The following is a 21,263-nucleotide window of genomic DNA, read 5'->3' on the forward strand; positions in this document are numbered from 1 at the left end:
TCTCTAATACTTTACTAATTCTTTTATTTTATCCATTATTCTTCTTTCATCTACCATAAAGAAATGTTCAGATTTAGGTAGAGGTACTGTAACATCAAGTCCTGTAACTCTAGATGGTGGTGCTTCTAAATAAAGAAACGCTCCTTCATTTACTATAGATATTAATTCTGCACCAGGACCAAATGATTTAACTGCTTCATGAACTACTAAAAATCTACCTGTTTTTTTCACTGATTCTATTATTGTTTCTTTATCTATAGGTGATATTGTGCGTAAATCTATTAGTTCTACGGATATCCCTTCTTTTTCTTCTAATGTTTTAATAGCTTTACTTGCTTCTCTAACTAATGCTCCCCAAGCTACAACTGTAATATCTTCTCCTTTTTTTACTACCTTTGCTTTTCCAATAGGTATAGTATAATCTTCTTCAGGCACTTCTTGTTTAAATGCTCTGTATATCCTCTTAGGCTCCATAAATATTACAGGATCTTCTTCTCTTATTGCTGAAAGCATTAATCCTTTTGTATCATATGGTGTTGAGGGTATAACTACTTTAAGTCCCGGGATATGTGCAAATAATGTCTCTGGACTCTCTGAATGGTGTTCAGGTGATCTTACTCCTCCACCATAAGGCATTCTAATAACCATAGGTAGTTTATATCTAGAGCGAGATCTATTTCTCATTCTTGCAACATGGGCTACTATCTGATTATATGCAGGTAACATAAATCCTGAGAATTGTATTTCTACTACAGGCTTAAGTCCATTTATTGCCATACCTACAGCTGAACCTACAATTCCAGCTTCAGCTAATGGTGTATCAAACACCCTTTTTTCACCGAATTTTTCTTGTAATCCTTTAGTGGCTCTAAAAACACCACCTTCAAGTCCTGCATCTTCTCCATATACTACTACTGATTTATCCTTTTCAATTTCTTGTTCAAGTGCATAAGTGAGTGCTCCTATATTATTTAATAATGGCATTATTTTTCGCCCCCTTCAAAATATTTCTTTTGACTTTCATATTGTTCTTCTAAGTTTGGTGTCATTTTGCTATAAGTGTGTTGGAATATATCTTTCAGTTCAGTATCTGTACCTATCTTTTCTACTTTTTTAAATGTTTTTGTTACTATATCAGAATACTCTTCTCTTAGTTTTTCGTCTTTTTCTGTTGACCATAGTCCTTTATCTATTAAATATTTTTGGAAACGAGTTAATGGATCTTTAAGTGCCCATTCTTCCACTTCCTCATCTTTTCTATATATAGTTGGATCATCTGATGTAGTATGAGCACCAAGTCTATATGTTACAGCTTCAATAAGTGTCGGTCCTTCACCATTTCTTGCTCTTTCCACCGCTTCTTTAGTTACTGCATACATTGCTAAAATATCATTTCCATCAACTTGAATACCAGGAATTCCATAACTAATAGCTTTTTGTGCTAAAGTTTCAGAAGCTGTTTGCTTTTGCCTAGGTAATGATATGGCCCAACCATTGTTTTGTATTACAAATACATTTGGTGTTTTAAATACACCAGAGAAGTTTAATGCTTCATGAAATTCTCCTTCACTTGTTCCACCGTCTCCTACATAAGCAAGTGTTACATCTTTTTCACCTTTTATATTTGAAGCCATACCAATTCCTACAGCATGAGGTAATTGGGAAGCTATAGGTACAACCATTGGTAAAACCTTTTCATTTTCACTGAATTCACTTCCTCTTTCATTTCCGTACCAATAAAGATAAAATTTTTCAAGTGAAACACCTTTATACAACCAAGCACCTAATTCTCTAAATGCTGGTACAAGCCAATCTTCTTTTTCTATAGCTGCAGCTGAACCTATTTGAGCTGCTTCTTGACCTTTGTTTGGCGCATAGGTAAGCATTCTTCCTTGTCTTTGATATTGAAGTGCTTTTGAATCTGCAATTCTTGAAAGTAACATGGTTTTATACATTTCTATTAATTTATCATCTGATATTTCAGGCAAAATATCTTCTCTTACTATTTCACCTTCTTTATTTAATATACTAATCATTTCGTCCTCTAAAGGATTAAATTTATCTATTATCATGGATTTTGAAACCTCCTTTATATATTCTATTTTTTAAATACCCCAATCCTTATAAATTTAACAGTATATTTCATTACATTAATTTATTATATGCAATTATTCATATAAAAAAACAGAGTAAACCTAAAAAGGTTTACTCTATACTATTTAATTTATTTAATACATTTTCTTTTATATTATTTACTTTTATTTCAGCATCTTTTTTATCTTTACCTTTAGCATAAATATATATCTTTATTTTAGGTTCTGTTCCTGATGGTCTTATGGCATACCAAGACTCATTATCCATTTCATATTTTAAGGCATTTGTTTTATTTATCTCTATTTTTTCTTCTTTATTATTTAATAAATCTTTTCTTATAGAGTTTTCATAATCTGTAATATTAATTAATTTTGCCCCTTCTATATCTGTTAAATATTCATCTTCATAAGTCTTCATCATTCTTGATATTCTTTCTTGACCTTCAATTCCTTCTAAAACAAGTGAAAATAAATCTTCACTATAATACCCATATTCTCTATAAATTTCATCTAAAACTTCCAATAAATTTTTACCATTTTGTTTATAATATGCCGCTGCCTCTGCTATTAACATTGAAGCTATTACACCATCTTTATCTCTTACAAAAGTATCATATACATAACCTATACTTTCTTCATATCCAAATATAAAAGTTTTTTCTCCTGTTTTTTCAAATTCATTTGCTTTTGCACAAATGTTTTTAAAACCTGTAAGTGTATTTATAGTTTCTATTCCAAAAGCTTTAGCTATATTTTTGCCTAAATCACCTGTAACTATGGATTTAACTATAACTCCATTCTCTGGCAATTCATCTTTATCTTTTAATCCTTCTAATATATAATTTATAAGAATTGCTCCTGTTTGATTTCCATTTATAGATACATATTCATTGTTATTATCTTTTACCATACAAGCCATACGATCACAATCTGGATCATTAGCTATAAGTATATCTGCATCCTTTTCTTTTCCTAAATTAATTGCATATTTAAAAGCTTTAGTATCTTCAGGATTTGGATAACCTACTGTAGCAAATGTAGGATCTGGTTCAGATTGTTCTTCCACTACATATACATTTTTGAAACCACTTTCATCTAATACACGAGTAACCGGTATGTGCCCTGTACCATTGAGTGGTGTATATACTATTTTTATATCTTTATTAACATTACTTCTTATAGATGACTTTTTAACTTTTGAAAGATATTCATCATCAATATCTTTTCCGATTATTTCTAATAATCCTTTTTCTTTTGCTTCTTTTTCATCCATAGCTTTGATTCCAGCAATATCCTCAATTCCAGATATTTTTTCTGTAACCCTTTCAGCTATATCAAACAATATTTGACTGCCCTCTTTCCAATATACTTTATAGCCATTATATTCTTTAGGGTTATGGCTTGCTGTTACAACTATACCAGCTTGTGTTTTAAATCTTCTTACTGCATAAGAAAGTTCAGGAGTAGGTCTTATATCCTCAAATAAATATACTTTAATACCATTATTTGCAAGAACAAGTGATGCTATTTTTGCAAATTCATCAGATTTATGTCTTACGTCATAAGCTATAGCTACTCCTTTATTACATGCTTCTTCTCCTTCTTCTTTTATTACTTCTGCAAGAGCTTGAGTTGTAAGGGATATAACATACTTATTCATTCTATTAGTTCCTGCACCCATTTTACCTCTTAATCCTGCCGTTCCAAAAGCTAGGTCTGTATAAAATCTTTCTTCTATTTCTTCTTTATTATTTTCTATACTTCTTAATTCTTTTTTAGTTTTTTCATCAATATTTTCATTTTCTAACCAATGATTATATTTTTCTAACCATTTCATATTAGTCACCTTCCTATATGTAATATAGTTTAATTTTACCCTATTTTTAATAATTAATCAAAAAAATAACTACAATTTCTTGTAGTTATTTCCTTATTCCATATCCCCCATATATTACTTTAGTATCATTAACTGATATAACAGTAGGTATATTTGTATCATCAATAAGTTTTAATATTTCACCTTTTCTTCTTCTCTTTGCATGAATTATAAGTAAATTTCTTGACTTTTCAATACCTTCTGCATCTACCACAGTAACTCCAATTTTTTTATTTCTTAAAATATTTGCAAGTTTTTTACCATTCTCTTCTGTAGCAATTATATTTATAGTCATAAGACCTACAGCCAATTTCTCTTCTATAAATGAACCGACATAATTTCCACATGCAAATCCTAATGAGTAAACTATCATTCTTAATGGGTCATCTTGAATCCCATCAAGTACACTTCCAATAAGCCCTAGCCAAATTGCTACTTCAAAAAAACCTATAATTGAACCGTATACCTTTTCTCCTTTAGTTATAAACACTACTCTTAAAGTCATAAATGATACTTCAATTATCTTTGCGAAAAAAATAAATAAATAAATCATTAATATCCCCTTAATTTTATATTATTTAAAAATCAAATCAATTAGAGTGTCAACCTCATCTTTTGTCATATCTTTTAAATCAGCATCACAATATACTGCATATTCTTCTTTTAAAAATGCTAAGATATTTTTAATTTTTGCCTCTGTCAAACTTTTGTTAAATCTGTTTAAATTTATTTTAAAAGTATAAAAATCATACTCATTTTTAAAATCTACACCTTTAAATAAATCCTTTGATGAAATTTTCTTGTTTACTAATTGAACGTTCACTTTTTCTTCTCCTTATTTACATAAATATTTAATAAAATGTATTATGAAATAAATTATAACTATTTAGTTTTAATAAATCAATATAAAAAATATATATTTATAAAAAATTATTTAGTTTTTTTATTAAAATCTGAAATTATTTCATTAGATAACTTTTCCATATTAATGCCTCTATCCATACTTTGTTTTCTGATTCTATTATAGGCTTCATCTTCAGAAATTTTATATTTTTCTATTAATATTATTTTAGCTTTATTAATAATTTTTCTTGATTCTAATTTTAAGTTTAAATCTTCAATTTTTTTTTCTAAATCTTTGATTCTATTAGAATTAATAAGTGCAAATTCTACCATTTGGTATAAATTTTCATTTATTATAGGTTTTTTAATATAACTATATATTTTCATAGTTTCTATTTGCTTTAGAAATGTAGAGCTTAAGTTATTAGTCATATAAAGTACAGTAGAGATATTATCTTCTTCTATTATATTACCTACCTTAAAACTATTCATACCCCATAAATTCACATCTAAAATCACAATATCAGGATATATTGTTCTAGCAAGTCTTAAAGTTTCTAATCCATTTGTAGCTTCATAAACTTTATATCCTCTTTTATATAAGAGATTTTTTATGTTTTTCCGAATATATTCACTACTATCACAGATTAAAATTTGTCCTTTAGACATATATAATCACTCCAGAAATTCAAATATATATTTATTATATTTATATATATTAAATTATACAACTAAAACTTCATTAAATATCTATCAATTTCCCACTCTGTTACAAATTTAGAATATTTATTCCATTCATAAAGTGCAGCATCAATAGTTCTTTCATATAAATGATTTCCAAGTGCTTTTTTCATAAATTCATCTTTAGAAAATTCTATAAGTGCTTCTTTTAAATTTGTAGGTAATCTATCAATACCTTGATCTCTTAAATCTTGTTCTTCCATATCATATAAGTTGTTCTTTACACCATTTGTTGGTCTAATATTATTTTTAATTCCATCAACACCTGACTTTAACGTTACAGCAAGGGCCAAATATGGATTAGCTGATGGATCTGGACTTCTAAGTTCTATTCTAGTTGAAGCTCCTTTTTTAGAAGGTATTCTTATAAGTGGGCTTCTATTTCCTTCAGCCCATGCTATCATAACAGGTGCCTCATATCCAGCTACCAATCTTTTATATGAGTTTATAGTAGGATTTGTTATAGCTGTAAAAGCTTTTGCATGTGTTAATAAACCACCTAAAAAATTATATGCTACATCTGTAAATTGCATTTTATCATTCTCATCATAAAAAGCATTTGTTCCATCTAAATGAGCAAGTGAAATATTTAAATGCATTCCAGATCCAGCCATGTTGTTCTTCGGCTTAGGCATGAATGTAGCGTGTAATCCATGTCTTTGGGCTACTATTCTTACTACCATTTTAAAAGTCATTATATTATCAGCTGTAGTTACTGCATCTGCATATTCAAAGTCTATTTCATGTTGTCCAGGAGCATTTTCATGGTGGGAAGCCTCTATATTAAATCCCATTTTTTTAAGTGTTATAATCATATCTTTCCTGGCACTTCCACCTAAATCTGCAGGAGCTAAATCAAAATATCCAGCATTATCATGTGTATTTAAGGAAGGTTCGCCTTTTTCGTCAGTATGGAATAAAAAGAATTCACATTCAGGTCCTACATTCATAGTATATCCCATTTCTTTTGCCTCATTTACAGTTCTTTTCAAGGCATTCCTAGGACAACCTTCAAATGGAGTTCCATCTGAATTATATACATCACATATCAATCTTGCCTCTTTATATTCTCCTGACCATGGAAATATTCTAAAAGTATCTAAATCAGGTCTCAAATACATATCAGACTCATCGATTCTAACAAATCCATCTATTGATGAACCATCAAACATTATTTCATTATCAAGAGCTTTCTCAAATTGTTCACAAGTTATAGAAATATTCTTCATAACCCCCATAATATCTGTAAATTGAAGGTGTATAAACTCCACATTTTCTTTTTTCACTAATTCCATTAAGTGTTCTTTAGTATATTTTTTCATATTCTCCTCCTATTATAGACAATAAAAAAGGTCCAAAACAAAAGGGTTTATATACCCCTTTATTTTGGACGCCATTGCCCTAAAATTATTTTTTTATAGTATATATTATAAAACTATATAATATATTTTGCAATAGTTTATATACTTTTTTTTCATTTAATATATTTTACTGCTCTATTAGGTTATCTATATTTAATTCCATCTCTGTAGTATAATTTTTAGCTATTGCATATTCTCTTAATACTTTATATAGTTCTGCATAAGTAGCATTCACATAAGGAAATACAAAAAATATACCCACTATAAATAATAGTACTCCTAATAAATACCAACCTATAAATGAAAGATCTAAAATAAACATATCAAATTTATGTCCTCTAGTCATATCTTGACTAAGTTCTATTGCTCTTTTAGCTCCTATATTAGGATTGTCACTTAATATATATGGTACCATGCTATAAGAATATCCTTTGATTATTCCAGGTATTATTAATAACAAATACCACAAGAAATTATATACTCCTCTTAAAAGCATAGTTTTAATTGTATCTAAATATATTCCTTTTTCAAATATGTATCCTAAATAATTCATATTAAATTCGTATTCAGTAGAACTTACAAAGTATCTTTTACCTCCTACTTCAAGTGGATATCCAAGAAATATTCTAAAAATCATAACAACAGCAATAACTGATAAAGCTACAAATAATATAATAAATATTATTTCTGGAAAAATTTCACTAGGAATTGAATTTGTATTATTGCTAAATTCATTGCTACCACTAGTAGCTCCTCCAGATCCTCCTCCAGAAAACCAATTGTTTCCTCCAGCTAAAGCAATTACTATACTTACAATAAATGCTTTCCAATAAGATTTTTTAAGTACAGCTTTTGCATTTAACTTTAATTCACTTCTAGACCACATACTATCACCCCTTTTTTACTATTATATTAATATATATCCATAAATAACTATTATACTAAATATTTTATTAAATTAAAAAAGATTTGTCATATCAAGATATGACAAATCTTTTTATATCATACTTTTTCTTTTTTGGTCATTTTTGCAAATTTGTTTATAATTATTGCAATAGCCCCATCACCTGTTACATTTGTTGCAGTACCAAAACTATCTTGCGCAAAATGAAGTGCTATCATAAGAGCTTGTTTTTGAGCACCAAATCCAAGCATTGTTTCTAATAATCCTAATGCAGCAACTACTCCTCCTCCTGGTATTCCTGGAGCTGCAACCATAGTTACACCGAGCATAAGTATAAATGGGAACATTGTAGCAAAGGTAGGAGTAGTTCCATTCATTAACATTACACCCATAGAAGCAAGCACTAGAGTAATAGTATCTCCTGCAAGATGAATTGTAGCACCAAGAGGAATTACAAAGTCAATTATATCTTCATCTAAATCATTCTTCTTTGCAGATTGTATAGTTACAGGTATAGTAGCCGCTGATGATTGAGTTCCTAAAGCTGTAAAATACGCTGGTAACATATTCTTTATACTCTTTACAGGGCTTTTTCCAGTATAGAAAAAAGCTATAGAATATTGAACAATAATATATATAATTTGAAGTGTTATTAATAATATAAATACTGATGAAAAAGTTTTTATTGTATTAAATATTTCACCAGTAGCTGTTATTTTAGAAAATATACTTGCTATATATGGTGGAATAAGAGGGATTAATACATAGTTTATTACGCCTTGAATAATAGATTGAAAATCTTGCATAACTTCTAATAATTTTTGTCTTTTAATATAAGCCATCCCAAGACCTAATACAAAAGCTGTTACAAGTGCAGTCATAACTCCCATCATGGGATCTATCGTTATTTCAAAATATGGAGATACATTTACTTCACTAGTTGATGCCAAATCACCACTTGTTATTACATTTGGAAGTATTGCAGAACCTATAAAAAATGCCATTACACCTGCTACAACGGCTGATACATATGCAAATAAAGCTGTTATACCAAGTAATTTCCCTGCTCCTCTACCAAGTTCAGCAATACCTGGAGCTACAAATCCAATTATTACTAAAGGAATAATAAAGTTTAAAAAATTACTAAATATGTTTCCAAAAGTACTAAGAAATCTAACTACAATAAAGTTTCCTAATTGCTTTGAAATAAGACCAATAATAATACCTAAAATGATTCCTATGATTAGTTTAGGCAGCAATCCAATTTTTTTCATCTTTTCACTTCCTTTTCTATATTTTTTGAAAATTCTTATAAACATTATAATTTATTTTCCAGTTATATGCAAGAAATTTTTAAAATAATATTGATTGGGTATACTCTATTGTAACTGAAAATTAATATTTTTTTATTTAAAAGAGGTGAAAATAATGGAAAGAAAATTTATGTTAAAGATAAAATTAATTGCTGTCATATTAATATTTATTCTATCTCCAAATTTTATGTTTGCTGAAAAATTTAATTCATATCCAAATATTAAAAACAATTTAATTACAATGCCTAAATATTTTCATAATAAGTCAATACTTTATAAAAATAATGATTTTAATATGAAATATAAAATTAGTGATGGAAAAATATATCCTATAGGAGTTTTAGGAGTTAATACTGATAATTATAATAAAAATAATTTAAATGAATATAAAATTTATTCTTACGATGACTTTTATTGGCTATCTAGAATAATACATGCTGAATCTAAAGGTGAATCTTATGATGGGAAAGTAGCTGTAGGGAGCGTTGTTATGAATAGAGTAAATTCAAATAAATTTCCTGACACTATTAAAGAAGTAATATTTGAACAAAATAAAAACACATCACAATTCACTCCAGTTTCAACTGGTTCTATTATTAATACTCCATCAGAAGATAGTATGAAAGCAGCTCTAGATGCTTTAGAAGGTAAAAAACCAGTAGGTAATTCATTATTTTTTCTAAATCCAGATACTGCAAATTCAAATTGGATAATTAATAATAGAGAATTCATATTAGAAATTGATAATCATATGTTCTACAAATAATTAAAATACTGCACAAATTCATGTGCAGCATTTTAATCTATGTTGTTTTTCTGTGTAAATCTATATTTTCTTTATTAAAAATTCTAACTGAATCTTTAACTTTTGTTTCAAGTGCTAATTTAGCATAATTATCAACTTCTCGTCTATCTTTAGGACCATGTGTGATAGATGCTGCTCCTCCTATACATCCACCTTTGCAAGCCATACCTTCAATAAATGTTTTATCCGTTTTTTTAAATTTTGCTAATTTTAAAGCTTTATCACATTCTTCTATGCCATCACAGCTAATAGGATTAAATCTAACTTCTAAATTTTCCTCTTCAATGATATGCTCTATAGATTCAGCTAAACCACCTGTACGAGCAAATATTCTTCCATAGAAAGATGCATTATTAAGTAATCCTTTTTCACATTCTTCCAATTTGATATTTGCTGCATCAAGCATTGCGGTAAGTTCTTCAAAAGTTATTACATAGTCTGTACTTCCTACTACATCTGCTCTTTTCATCTCCATCTTTTTAGCAGTACATGGACCAATGAATACTATTTTTGCTTTATCATCTATTTTTTTTATTAGTCTAGATACAGCTATCATTGGAGATACAGTACTCGATACTTTATCTTTTAATTCAGGATAATTTATATCTATATAAGATACAAAAGCTGGGCAACAAGAGCTTGTCATTACTCCATTATTATCTATGGTTTTTAAATATTCATCTGTTTCATGTAATGATACAATATCAGCACCTAAGGCTACTTCTACCACATCATGAAATCCAATTTTTTTGATTCCTGTAATAACTTGTGATATATCTACATAGGTGAATTGACTAGATATGGCAGGTGCTATTATTGCATATACATGTAAATTTTCATCTGTTCTTGACTGTTTCAATAATTCTAATGTTTCTACAATATATGATTTATCCATTATAGCACCAAAAGGACATTGATATACACATGCTCCACATTGTATACACTTTTCATTATCTATAACTGCTTTTTTATTTGAATTTATAGATAATGCATTTGCATTACAAGCTCTTCTGCATGGCCTCATTACATCAGAAATAGCATTATATGGACAAGCAGATTTACATTTCCCACATTCTATACATTTATTTTGGTCTATATATGCTCTATGATTTATAAAATGTATTGCACCTTTTGGACATACACCAGTACATCTATGTGCTAGGCAACCTCTACATGCTTCAGTCACCACAAATCTATCTATTGGACATTCATCACAAGCTTCATCTAATACTTCTATTATATTATCATTTTCTTTATTTCCCCCTAGAGCTAACTTTACCCTCTCAACTGTTATTGCTCTTTCCTTGTGTATACAACACCTTGTTCTTGGTTCAGGACCAGGATCAATAACATTAGGAATTCCATTTATTTTATCATTTAACTCTCCAGAAAGAGTAAGCTTTGATACCTCTCTTAATACTTCATATTTTATTTCTTGAACATAGTTTTCAAACTTTCGCATTTTTTTCACCCCATATTTAAACATGATTTATAATAACTTTTTTGCCTAATTTTTTCATTAACATTATTAATTCATCTACAACTTTTAATTTTATACTCAGATCAATTGGTAAATTAGGATTTTGATGAGCAGGGTTTATTGCTTTTCCTACCCATAAGTTTAAATGCGTGCAATTATTTATTAAATTATTTGCTAACATTGAAGCTCCATCTTTATTATTAAATAACCTATTTTGATTTACATTGGTATTTGGATCTATGAAGTTTCTTATTTTTTCTACAGTTTTACTTAATGTAAGAACACCTTCAGTAGCTAAATCTATTCCTTTTATTTCTGCAATTGGAGGTACATCTATTGACATAGTATCAAGCTTAACATTTAAGTCAGATTTTATTTCTCTAGCAACAATCTTAGATGCAGTTCCTCCGCATACAATTTTTTTACCTTTTGATTGCATGAATTTTATAACGGTATTTGAATCATCATATTTATTTTCAGGAGGCCCTGTAAATAAAGAAATATATTCTGGTTCTTTAACCTTTATAGCAATAGCAGTAGTGTCATCTCCTGGACGATTAGCATATAAATTATCACATACACATATAAGTTCTTTGCTTATGCTTTTAGCAGTTTTTTTAATTTTAGACATACTTTGAATATAATCAGCTACATTCTCCCATTGCCATCCTAAATTTAAAGTTTTACCTACACCAGCATGTATCACTCCATCTGATACAATTGTAAGTAAATCATCTTTTTCTAATTTGAATTTACTTTCTTTAATTACTTTATTATCTATAATAATATCTCTTTTAGAATTATGGATAATTTTTTTATTTTTAACAAAAAAATACGGAGGATTATCATACTCTGCAATATATACAAACCCATCCTCTGTAATTTTAACTATAGTAAAAGTAGAATATGCAAGTTTTCTAACACTACATACTGGTAAAGTATTACTTATTGTTTTAATTGTTTCTATAAGACTTGATCCTTCTTTAAGCATAGTCACAGCTATTTTACTTGTTAATGTTGATAGTATATTTGCCTTTACTCCACTTCCTAACCCATCTGATAAAACTATTATTATATTTTTTTCGTCTTTTACTATCTCTACTTTATCACCACATAATTCTTCATCTTTTTTATTTAAATTATCGTATGCTACATCAATGAAGTAACTCATTAAAGCTCCCCCATTTCTCCATTAGATATATTTTTTAACTTAGTGAGAATAACTTTAGTTTCAGCTGTAGTTTCTCCTAATAAACTAGCTATTTCTTGGGCCACTCTCATTTGTTTTTCTATTACAGATTGAGCTGCATCAATTGTTTGCTCTTTTACCCTGTTTAATTCTTTTTTATTTGATTCTTCGTTTGTTGCATCTACCATTATAGACAAGACAACATTTTGTTTTTCTAAATAAAGTATATTTTGAAGCACGACTTTATTGTATTTATCATAATATACCTTTTGTCTATATATATTTTTTTTATCCATTTTCACCCTATAAAATATTTCATCATCTAATAATTTTGATATTGGCTTGAATTTTATTTCATTACTTTCAACACCAAAAAAATTTTCAGCAGATGGATTGAACTCAATTATATTTAGTTCACTATCCATTAAAATTATTGCATTAGGGCTATTTTCAAATATAATATTTTTTAAACTCTCAGCTTTGCTTCTCATATAAGGAAGGCACATATTTTTTTCTGCCATACCTTCTATTATTGCAATAGCTTTTTTCCTGCAACTGTCATATCCACAAGCACCACAATTCAACTCATCTAATTTTGTATATTTGCCCATTTCATTTAATACTTTTGTTATTTTCTCTTCTGATACTTTTCCTTTAAAATATGATCTATCATACATGTTTTTAATAAAATCTTTTATTTCATAGTCATTTTTTATATTTATTTCTGTATTTTCTTCTATTGATGAATTTTTATCTGAAATATATTTTGATACACGTAGTTTTTTCTTATAAAAGTCATTTTGTTCCTTTGGCATAGCAGCCCCACCTATACAACTCCCTGTACAAACATGTGCTTCAACTACTACATTTTCTAAAGTATTGTTTTGTAATGATTCAAACACTTGCATACATTCTTCAATTCCATCAACTGTTATAAGACTATATTTTTCTTTAAATTCATCTTGTAATAAGTTACCTATTACTCCACCTTTTAATGGATATTTTAAACTATTAATATCTGAAGTGTTATCAAATTCTTTTGGAGTTAAATTATTTAAATATATTTTTTCCTCTTCAAACCATTCTAATATTTCTTCAAAATTTAATACGGCATCTATAACACCTTTATGTTGGAAATTATCTGATTCTATTTTTTTGGCAGTACATGGTCCAATAAAAACTACAAAAGAATCCATACCATATTTTTTCTTTATTAACTTACCATGAGCAAGCATAGGAGATACTACAGGAATAGTATAATCAATAAGATTTGGAAAGTATTTTTCAATTAAATAACATGAGGATGGGCAACTAGTTGTTATTATATTTTTAAGATTATTCTCTTTTATAAAATCTCTATATAATTCAGTCACAACTTGAGCTCCTATTGCTGTTTCTTCAATGTTATTAAAACCTAATAATTCAAGTCCTCTTATAATTTTCAAGGGATTATCTACATTAAAAGCAGCACTAAAAGATGGGGCAATACTTACTACAACTTTTCTATTAGCATTTAATACTCTTTTAACATTTTTAATATCACTTTTTACCTTCCTTGCATCTTGAGGACATATTCTCATACATTGGCCACAACCTATACATCTTTCTTCTATAATTGTAGCCTGTTCATTTTTTATTTGTATAGCTTTAACTGGACAATATCTCAAGCATTTATAACAATTTTTACAATTTGCTTTAGAGAAATTAAGAAAATTCATTTTTATTTCCTCCCTAAAACATTTCTCTCAAAATATTCTTCTATATTTTTATCATCCACTGAAATAACTGGACCATTATCTATCCTAGTAGAAACTGCTTTTGTACATTCACCTAAACAAAAAGCTGCTTTTACAATAATTTCATCTTTTAAATTTTTTTCATCAACTAATTTTTGTAATCCATTAACTATGTTATAAGCTCCCTTTAGATGACATGCACTTCCAATACAAACCTCTATAGTTTTCATATAATCCACCCCTTAAAATATTTTAAAGCTATATAATGCTTCTTTATATTCTATGATTAAAGTATAGTTTATTGTGATTTTTTTGTCAATATGAATTATAAGTATTCTTGTTAAGGTTTTGTAATTTATTTAACAATCATTTCCGCCTTCGGATTTTTAACAAATAAAGTTAATTTATGATATAATAAGGCTATAATTCCAAATATTTTTACAAATTATATTAGAAAGGATTTTTAAAGTGAAGAAAAATATTAAAATATTTTATTTATTACCAATTATATTTTTATTAATAATCTTTACAGTTTTCTCGTTTAATAAAGGCTTATTGAATAATAATAAAAAAACAAATTCAGCTTTATCATCTAATAACTATTCCAACAAAAGAAATCTTAGTGTAATTAATCAAATGGGGCATAAAGCTACACTAAATGATTTTGATAATATCACTTTATATCATAATCAAAAAGATTTTGATACAGAAAAAGAATCTATCATTAATTGGATAAAAAAAGGTGAAGATGAATCCTACAGTATATTAGGAGAAACTAAGAATTATCCACTAGATATTATAATATTTAGTTCTAAAAAAGAGTTTGATAATTCTATAAAACAACATTTAAATTTACCAATAATGGGTTCTGGCATGTATTATGAACAAGCAATATACATAAATTTAGAAGATATTACACCTGCAGTATTTATACATGAATATATTCACTTTAAAACACATTCATTTTGCAACCAAAATGATGTGGACTTTTTAAGTTTACCTACATGGTTTATAGAGGGGATATCAGACTATAGTGTTAGGACACACGGCAGACATTATAATGGTGCATCATTAGATGAAATAATGGATTTTAAAGATATGGATAAGTTTTCAGGTAAAGTTGATAATAAGTTTTATTTGCAGAGTTATTATGCTGTAGAAAAGATAATTGAAATATCAGGTGAAAAAGCTATACAAGATATTCTTATAAAAACAAAAGAGTTAGAATTTTATGATGCCTTTGAAAATGTTGTAGGCATGAGTATTGAACAATTTGAAACTGAACTTAGAAAACAAATAAAAGACTATGAAAATAGTAAAGTTAATAGTAATGATTTGAATGATGAAATTAGTAACCTTGAAAAGTATGTTGAAAAATATCCTAATGATACTAAATCAATTAAAAAGTTAGCATATTTATATTATAGAAATAATGATTTTAAAAAAGCTGAAAATCATTATAAATCTTATTTCGATAAAGTACCTAATGATGAAATAGCAATACATCAATTAGCTTTAGTTTATGAAAAACAATTAAAAATTAATGAAGCTATTACTTTGAGAGAATTACAACAATCCCAAGATAAAAGTTTTGTTAACTTAGATATACTTCTAATAGATTATTTATTTGTAAACCCCCAGAAAGCTGTTGAAACTAGTGAATTATTACTTGAACTTTCACAAAAAGAAAATTACCAGGTTGAATATTACAAGAAAAAAAACAAAGTAATAAATGAGTATTATAAGAATATTGAAAATGAAAAAATACTGAAAGCTTATTATGAATTATTAAATAGTGGAATATTTATAATCAAACACGATGAAGAGCTAATTTCATCATTAATATACAAAAATATAAAAGGACATAAAAGTTCAGATGAACTATATAATAAAATAATAGAAAAAATACATGAAATACAAAATAAATATAAATTTTAAACTATAAATAAATGAAAAGGAAAGAATACTATAGGTTAATATAGTATTCTTTTCTTTTTATCTCTCTATTAATATTATCAGTTAATCTATTATAACAAAAATTTTACTATAATGAACCCTATGCCATTAAATAAAATATATCCGTACCAAATATATTCCACAAAAGATGTGCCTTCAATTACTCTACTTTGATTATCTGTTTTTTTGTCCTCTTTTGTAGCAACTGATTCTCCCATTTTCTTTCCATACATTCTATCTATGTAAGAGCTAGAATTAACTGTTGTTCTACCTACTAATCCCCCATCTCCTAAACTTAATTTTTTTCCATCTTTTAGATAAGGCATAAGCATAAATATAGATAGAATAGCCCATAAAATAAATGTAAACTGTATATCATTCTTACCTATTATTATAAAGTATAATATTTCAGCAATGCCAAATATAATTACTCTTCTATATTTTTTCATAGTAATCCCCCCTTATAGTTTTAAACTCATATTATATAATAATAGTTGAATATTTAGAATATTTTGTTGTGTTATATTATACCATATACTAGCAAATATAACTATAATAATATTAGATTATTACACTACATTAACTCTTAAGTTTATCTTTTATTATAATCTTATCTAGTAACATATCTAGTAACACTTTTCTACTTATCATTAACCTATTATTCTCCTGAATCACAATACTTTATTTCCCCATATTCTCTCATGAAATTCAATTTAACTTCAATAAAATATATCAAGTCATTAAAATATTGATATAAAATAGCTCTATTTTCAAACTCTTTTCTCGTTCTAGGCAGTTGACTATTCTTATAATAATCCTTTAGTTTATCTGCTTGTTTTAAGAGATCCTCCCCTGTATTACATTCATCTAACTCTTTAGCTAGCCTTTCAGTAAAATCACTTAATGGTTTTGCCTTTTCAACAGTTATAAAATCTTCCTTAATATGGTTTTGCATATTTAACAGGATCTGATACTGTTGTCTTCTCATATTAAAGTATTTTATAAAATAACTATTATCTTTTAATATGAAGTCATTATTAAAATTAATAGCATAATCCATACCTTCTGTTAAAGTTTCATCTAGACTTTCCAAACTATTCTCTTGTAATTCTATTGAACATTGATTTAATAATTCTAATTTCATATTATATAGTACAGTCCTTATTAGACTTTCTACTTCAAATTGTTTGTTTCTTATTTCCTTTTCCCTATTAGGCATATGAATGTTCATAGCCCATGCTACTAAAATTCCAATTAGTAATATTCCGATTTCATTGGTCATGATATCCCAACTCAATGTATTAATATCGTAAATATGGGTTACCAAAACTGTACTAACTGCCATTCCCTCTGTACTTTTTAAAATAGTTAGTATAGGTATAAATATCATTAAAAACACACCTAACACAAACAGATTATGTCCACCTACTCTAAATAGAATAGTAGCTAAGACTATTGCTATTAATGATGTCATAAGTCTTTTAATCCCTACAATATAGGTCTGAGTTCTTGTATCCAAAATACTAAGCATACATATTACTCCTGCTGTTGCAGCATATTTTAAACCAATAATATTTGCTATAAAAATAGATAATATAACACCTATGGCTATCTTTGCTGCTTTATATAATAAGTTTTTCATATATATTCATCCTTTCTTTAACGTATATATATTATCCATTTATTTTTATTTAAATCAAAAGTTTCAAATGTTTATAAATTCATTCTGATACCATAATTCTATACCAATTTCCCATAGCAATTTTAAATTTTTCTTGTTCTTTTGTATTAGTTTCTATATTAAACTTAGCTTTTGATTTCACTATCCTTAATATGTCTTCAGATTTGGTATTTCTAGGAGCTATAACCATAATATTGTCTGGAGGCTCTATACCTATATTCTATTTCAAAGCCTTAACCTCCTTTTTACTCCTACTTATATTATACTTTATATTTATAATTAATTAACCCTCTGCTTTTTGCAGAGGGCAATTTTTAGGCTCATCTTCTATAAGAGCATCTATAGTATCTTCATCCATAGCTTAATTCTTGTATTCTTCTATTAATCTTTTTCTTTCTAAGTCAAATTAGTCTTTCATTCCTCCAATAAACTTGTATTATTAAAAATCTCCTGTCCATATATTGCCATAATATTCTATGCTATAGTTTTTATTTACTATATCTATGTTTTCATCTTTTATTAAATGTTCAGTATAGTTCTCCCAACTAGTTATAGGATATATCACTTTTTGTTCATTTGTAAGGTTTGAATTTGACCTTATTTCATTTATAAATTGTTTTTCCATTTTATTTATAGTAATTAGTTCTGATAATTTATCTAATCTGCTTTTTTCATATTCATCATAGGACTCATATCCATAATCCTTTACTACTTCATCTTCATAGGCTGAAAATTCCGGTATGAGTTTATCCTTATCTTCTCCTATAAACTTTTCACTGGTTTCGTTTGCTTTTTTTATCATGTTTAATGCTTCTTCTTCTGAAGTTTTTTCATATCCCTTTGTAATTGCTGTCTTATATAATATTTTATCTCTTAATACTATATTGAAAGCTTCATTTTTTGTAATATCATAGTCAAATTGTCTTTCATGATATCTAATGAATTGTTTCTGATATTCTGTTAAATCTTTTTCTTCAACATTAAAAGAGTTTAAATAAAAGTCTCTAATATCTTTTTCTTGTATAGAATTCAAATCATTTAATTTTTTTCTCATCAAATCTGTTATTTTTCTTGATATTATCTCTTCTTCAATATCTTTTTCTGTAATGGTGTATCCATCAAAAGTTGCTATTATGCCTTCTTGAGAGTTCTCTGTTGAACAGCCAGTTAATATTAAAACAATTATAGCTATTAATAAAATTTTTTTCATTCTTAAAACTCCCTTTTATATACTTCTTATTTTCTTAGAACTCTTACTTATAATAGGGTTCCCAGTAACTAATACTAAAATCTACTGTTATTAAAACTAAAATAATGATATTAATAATAATTAAAATACTTTTTTAAAATTTATTAGCATAAACATTGGTTGAATATTCAGAATGCTTTACTGTGTTATATTATACCATATATTACCAAACATGTCTATAATAATATTAGATTATTACACTATGTGACTGAATATTTGATCGAGGATCTTATAAAAAATTTATGGAATCTTCTATTATAACTATTTATATGTATTCCAGGAATTAGTAAAAAGAATAGTAGTTTATTCAATACATTCATTAATTCAACCAGTTAATTTATTTTTAAATAATCTCTCCATACTTGCTAATTTAAAAATAATATAAGCATTTTCATCTTTAATTTCTGTTATTATATTTTAATAATGTAAAACTTATTTGACATATATCTATAATAATGTTAAGGTAAATATGTAAAAAACCTTTTACGTTTTAAAACTATTAAGGAGGTTTTCTTATATGAGAAAAATGGATGAAATGGAAATGCAGATTAGCTTAATATCTATAAAATGGGCGTGGTTCTATACAGTTATATTTTTATTTGTTTGGTCAATTGTTAACTTTATAAATACTAGGGAAACTAGTATTCCATTTATACTACTTATAAGCCAAAATCTTATTTTTTTAGGACTTCAAACTTATTTGAAATGGAAGCTTGGCAAAGATGAAGAATAATATAAAAAAACTAAGAAAAGAACTTAAATTTAGACAAGAAGATGTAGCAAAATCCGTAGGTGTAACAAGACAAACAATTAATGCTATTGAAAATAATAAATATGACCCATCATTAGAATTAGCAATAAAACTTGCTAGATTGCTTAATACTACAGTAGAAGAATTATTTATATTTGAAAAATAATTCCAAATTATAAAACTCAATAAAATTCAACTAAATTTCAGAAAGGAGATTTCTTATGACAGAAACTGAAAAAGCCTATATTGCAGGGATAATTGATGGAGAAGGAAGTATTATGCTTACAAGATTTCATAGTAACCAATACCATTCTCCTTGTGTATCTGTTGATTCTACAGATACAGAGTTGCTAGATTGGATAAAAACTGTAACTAAAATGGGAAAAATAATATCAAAGAAAAATTATAATAAAGAAAAACATAAAGATTCATTTACTTATAGAGTAATTTACAACGATGCTCTAGTTCTACTTAAAGAGATTGAACCTTATTTAGTTATAGATAGAAAAAAAATCCAGAGCAAAATTAATATTAGAAAAATACAAGAAGATTACTCCTAGAAATGGAAAATACAATGATGAATTGAGAAAAAGAAAAGAACAATTTTATAAAGAATTCATGGCATTATAAAAGCCTTGATTTCAATTGAAATCAAGGCTTTATGTTATGGTGGAGGCGGTGGGACGTTTTATCCTATAGTTTCCTAAAGGCACTGACTATATCTTGAAGTTTAATTTTATAAACCTCTCTGGCGTATTATAGAAGCTATTATTTGATTGTTTCCAATCACTACTTCTATCCTAGTGCTACATATCTAATTGACTTAGTAGCCTATAAGTCGATACAGGGCTGTTAGATTTCTCTACATACCCCTCGGTATTAGCTTAGATCGTCCTTAGCCTTCACCGATAAAGCCAGATTTTCACTGCTAAATCACTTTAGCAGGCGACTCTTTCTGAATCGAACCCACGTCCGAAGGTACTTCATATGGAGTTTCTCCCGAAACAGTTGCTTCTTTAATTTCATCCATCAAATCGCCAAGCAACAGGCTAAATGATGAACTATCTCTAATTATACTAACTTAAGGTCAGAGAATCCCTTAAGCAGGGCCCCGCTTATAATGACACTTAATCTCTAATAGGCGGGACTATTAGAGTAAGTGAGCTACCTTTATTAGGCAGCTAATGCGTAATTTTCGTCTGCGTTTAATTTAAGTTGCCACTTTTTAGGTTGTTTGGCGACAACCTCCGGCTACTCCATACTCCGTACCCCCGTCGAAGCCAGG

The 21,263-nt window shown here is 27.5% G+C and carries 21 protein-coding genes, 1 other RNA gene and 1 pseudogene; 5 read left to right on the forward strand and 18 right to left on the reverse strand.

All coding sequences use genetic code 11. The features are described from left to right. Window positions 1-3: 3 nt before the first annotated feature. From E0D94_RS10360 to E0D94_RS10400, 9 genes are all read right to left on the reverse strand, one after another. Complete coding sequence (locus tag E0D94_RS10360; protein WP_130807491.1) at window positions 4-984, reverse strand: alpha-ketoacid dehydrogenase subunit beta; 981 nt, start codon at window positions 982-984, stop codon at window positions 4-6. Continuing rightward, the gene (gene pdhA, locus E0D94_RS10365) at window positions 984-2,072 is read right to left on the reverse strand and encodes a pyruvate dehydrogenase (acetyl-transferring) E1 component subunit alpha (RefSeq protein WP_130807492.1); all 1,089 of its coding nucleotides are present in this window, start codon (window positions 2,070-2,072) and stop codon (window positions 984-986) included. The genes E0D94_RS10360 and pdhA overlap by 1 nt, the downstream gene beginning before the upstream one ends. A 133-nt stretch (window positions 2,073-2,205) precedes the next feature. Then, window positions 2,206-3,930 carry a phospho-sugar mutase gene (locus tag E0D94_RS10370; RefSeq protein WP_130807493.1) on the reverse strand — a complete coding sequence of 575 codons (1,725 nt, stop codon included), beginning with the start codon at window positions 3,928-3,930 and terminating at the stop codon, window positions 2,206-2,208. Window positions 3,931-4,015: 85 nt separating this feature from the next. Continuing rightward, on the reverse strand, window positions 4,016-4,528 hold the full coding sequence (locus E0D94_RS10375; protein ID WP_130807494.1) for a DUF2179 domain-containing protein: 513 nt from the start codon (window positions 4,526-4,528) through the stop codon (window positions 4,016-4,018). A gap of 15 nt (window positions 4,529-4,543) precedes the next feature. Then, window positions 4,544-4,792, reverse strand: a complete 249-nt coding sequence (locus tag E0D94_RS10380; protein ID WP_130807495.1) for a hypothetical protein — start codon at window positions 4,790-4,792, stop codon at window positions 4,544-4,546. A 107-nt stretch (window positions 4,793-4,899) separates the two neighbouring features. Further along, on the reverse strand, window positions 4,900-5,481 hold the full coding sequence (locus E0D94_RS10385; protein ID WP_130807496.1) for an ANTAR domain-containing response regulator: 582 nt from the start codon (window positions 5,479-5,481) through the stop codon (window positions 4,900-4,902). 62 nt (window positions 5,482-5,543) lie between these two features. Beyond that, the gene (gene glnA / locus E0D94_RS10390) at window positions 5,544-6,875 is read right to left on the reverse strand and encodes a type I glutamate--ammonia ligase (RefSeq protein WP_130807497.1); all 1,332 of its coding nucleotides are present in this window, start codon (window positions 6,873-6,875) and stop codon (window positions 5,544-5,546) included. A gap of 166 nt (window positions 6,876-7,041) precedes the next feature. Further along, window positions 7,042-7,800 carry a DUF975 family protein gene (locus E0D94_RS10395; protein ID WP_130807498.1) on the reverse strand — a complete coding sequence of 253 codons (759 nt, stop codon included), beginning with the start codon at window positions 7,798-7,800 and terminating at the stop codon, window positions 7,042-7,044. A 116-nt stretch (window positions 7,801-7,916) separates the two neighbouring features. Further along, window positions 7,917-9,092 carry a dicarboxylate/amino acid:cation symporter gene (locus E0D94_RS10400; RefSeq protein WP_130807499.1) on the reverse strand — a complete coding sequence of 392 codons (1,176 nt, stop codon included), beginning with the start codon at window positions 9,090-9,092 and terminating at the stop codon, window positions 7,917-7,919. A 154-nt stretch (window positions 9,093-9,246) separates the two neighbouring features. Here E0D94_RS10400 and E0D94_RS10405 point away from each other — a divergent pair, with 154 nt between their 5' ends. Further along, entirely contained in the window at window positions 9,247-9,897 is a 651-nt protein-coding gene (locus E0D94_RS10405) for a cell wall hydrolase (RefSeq protein ID WP_130807500.1), read from the forward strand. 37 nt (window positions 9,898-9,934) lie between these two features. Here E0D94_RS10405 and E0D94_RS10410 read toward each other — a convergent pair whose 3' ends face one another. Genes E0D94_RS10410 through E0D94_RS10425 form a run of 4 tightly spaced genes read right to left on the reverse strand, consistent with a single transcriptional unit; the run spans window position 9,935 to window position 14,571 of the window. Then, window positions 9,935-11,398 (reverse strand): 4Fe-4S dicluster domain-containing protein, encoded by a 1,464-nt coding sequence (locus E0D94_RS10410; protein WP_130807501.1) that lies wholly within the window; start codon window positions 11,396-11,398, stop codon window positions 9,935-9,937. Between the two features lie 16 nt (window positions 11,399-11,414). Continuing rightward, on the reverse strand, window positions 11,415-12,587 hold the full coding sequence (locus E0D94_RS10415; protein ID WP_130807502.1) for a SpoIIE family protein phosphatase: 1,173 nt from the start codon (window positions 12,585-12,587) through the stop codon (window positions 11,415-11,417). After that, window positions 12,587-14,323, reverse strand: coding sequence for a [Fe-Fe] hydrogenase large subunit C-terminal domain-containing protein (locus E0D94_RS10420; RefSeq protein ID WP_130807503.1), 1,737 nt, complete (start codon window positions 14,321-14,323; stop codon window positions 12,587-12,589). Before E0D94_RS10420 ends, E0D94_RS10415 begins: the two co-directional genes overlap by 1 nt. A 2-nt stretch (window positions 14,324-14,325) precedes the next feature. Further along, the gene (locus E0D94_RS10425; RefSeq protein WP_130807504.1) at window positions 14,326-14,571 is read right to left on the reverse strand and encodes a (2Fe-2S) ferredoxin domain-containing protein; all 246 of its coding nucleotides are present in this window, start codon (window positions 14,569-14,571) and stop codon (window positions 14,326-14,328) included. Between the two features lie 325 nt (window positions 14,572-14,896). On the opposite strand from E0D94_RS10425, the gene E0D94_RS10430 reads away from it, so the two are divergent. Next, a complete protein-coding gene (locus E0D94_RS10430; protein ID WP_165442942.1) occupies window positions 14,897-16,279 on the forward strand; it encodes a tetratricopeptide repeat protein in 1,383 nt (460 codons plus the stop codon). Window positions 16,280-16,368: 89 nt separating this feature from the next. Here E0D94_RS10430 and E0D94_RS10435 read toward each other — a convergent pair whose 3' ends face one another. The 4 genes from E0D94_RS10435 to E0D94_RS10445 all read right to left on the reverse strand — a co-directional run bounded on the left by E0D94_RS10435 (window position 16,369) and on the right by E0D94_RS10445 (window position 19,188). Beyond that, window positions 16,369-16,746, reverse strand: coding sequence for a hypothetical protein (locus tag E0D94_RS10435; RefSeq protein WP_130807506.1), 378 nt, complete (start codon window positions 16,744-16,746; stop codon window positions 16,369-16,371). Between the two features lie 209 nt (window positions 16,747-16,955). Beyond that, window positions 16,956-17,939, reverse strand: a complete 984-nt coding sequence (locus tag E0D94_RS10440; protein ID WP_130807507.1) for an aromatic acid exporter family protein — start codon at window positions 17,937-17,939, stop codon at window positions 16,956-16,958. Between the two features lie 79 nt (window positions 17,940-18,018). Next, the gene (locus tag E0D94_RS14875; RefSeq protein WP_160195876.1) at window positions 18,019-18,168 is read right to left on the reverse strand and encodes a hypothetical protein; all 150 of its coding nucleotides are present in this window, start codon (window positions 18,166-18,168) and stop codon (window positions 18,019-18,021) included. 249 nt (window positions 18,169-18,417) lie between these two features. Further along, a complete protein-coding gene (locus tag E0D94_RS10445; RefSeq protein ID WP_130807508.1) occupies window positions 18,418-19,188 on the reverse strand; it encodes a lipoprotein in 771 nt (256 codons plus the stop codon). A 556-nt stretch (window positions 19,189-19,744) separates the two neighbouring features. Here E0D94_RS10445 and E0D94_RS10450 point away from each other — a divergent pair. The 3 genes and pseudogenes from E0D94_RS10450 to E0D94_RS10460 all read left to right on the forward strand — a co-directional run bounded on the left by E0D94_RS10450 (window position 19,745) and on the right by E0D94_RS10460 (window position 20,608). Continuing rightward, on the forward strand, window positions 19,745-19,960 hold the full coding sequence (locus E0D94_RS10450; RefSeq protein ID WP_130807509.1) for a hypothetical protein: 216 nt from the start codon (window positions 19,745-19,747) through the stop codon (window positions 19,958-19,960). Next, complete coding sequence (locus E0D94_RS10455) at window positions 19,950-20,144, forward strand: helix-turn-helix transcriptional regulator (protein WP_130807510.1); 195 nt, start codon at window positions 19,950-19,952, stop codon at window positions 20,142-20,144. Before E0D94_RS10450 ends, E0D94_RS10455 begins: the two co-directional genes overlap by 11 nt. 55 nt (window positions 20,145-20,199) lie before the next feature. Next, a pseudogene (locus tag E0D94_RS10460) lies at window positions 20,200-20,608 on the forward strand (LAGLIDADG family homing endonuclease). 326 nt (window positions 20,609-20,934) lie between these two features. Here the strand turns inward: E0D94_RS10460 and ssrA are convergent. Beyond that, window positions 20,935-21,263: a transfer-messenger RNA gene (gene ssrA, locus E0D94_RS10465) on the reverse strand.

It is taken from the genome of Senegalia massiliensis (assembly GCF_900626135.1).
In the GTDB taxonomy this organism is placed as follows: Bacteria; Bacillota; Clostridia; order Tissierellales; family SIT17; genus Anaeromonas; species Anaeromonas massiliensis.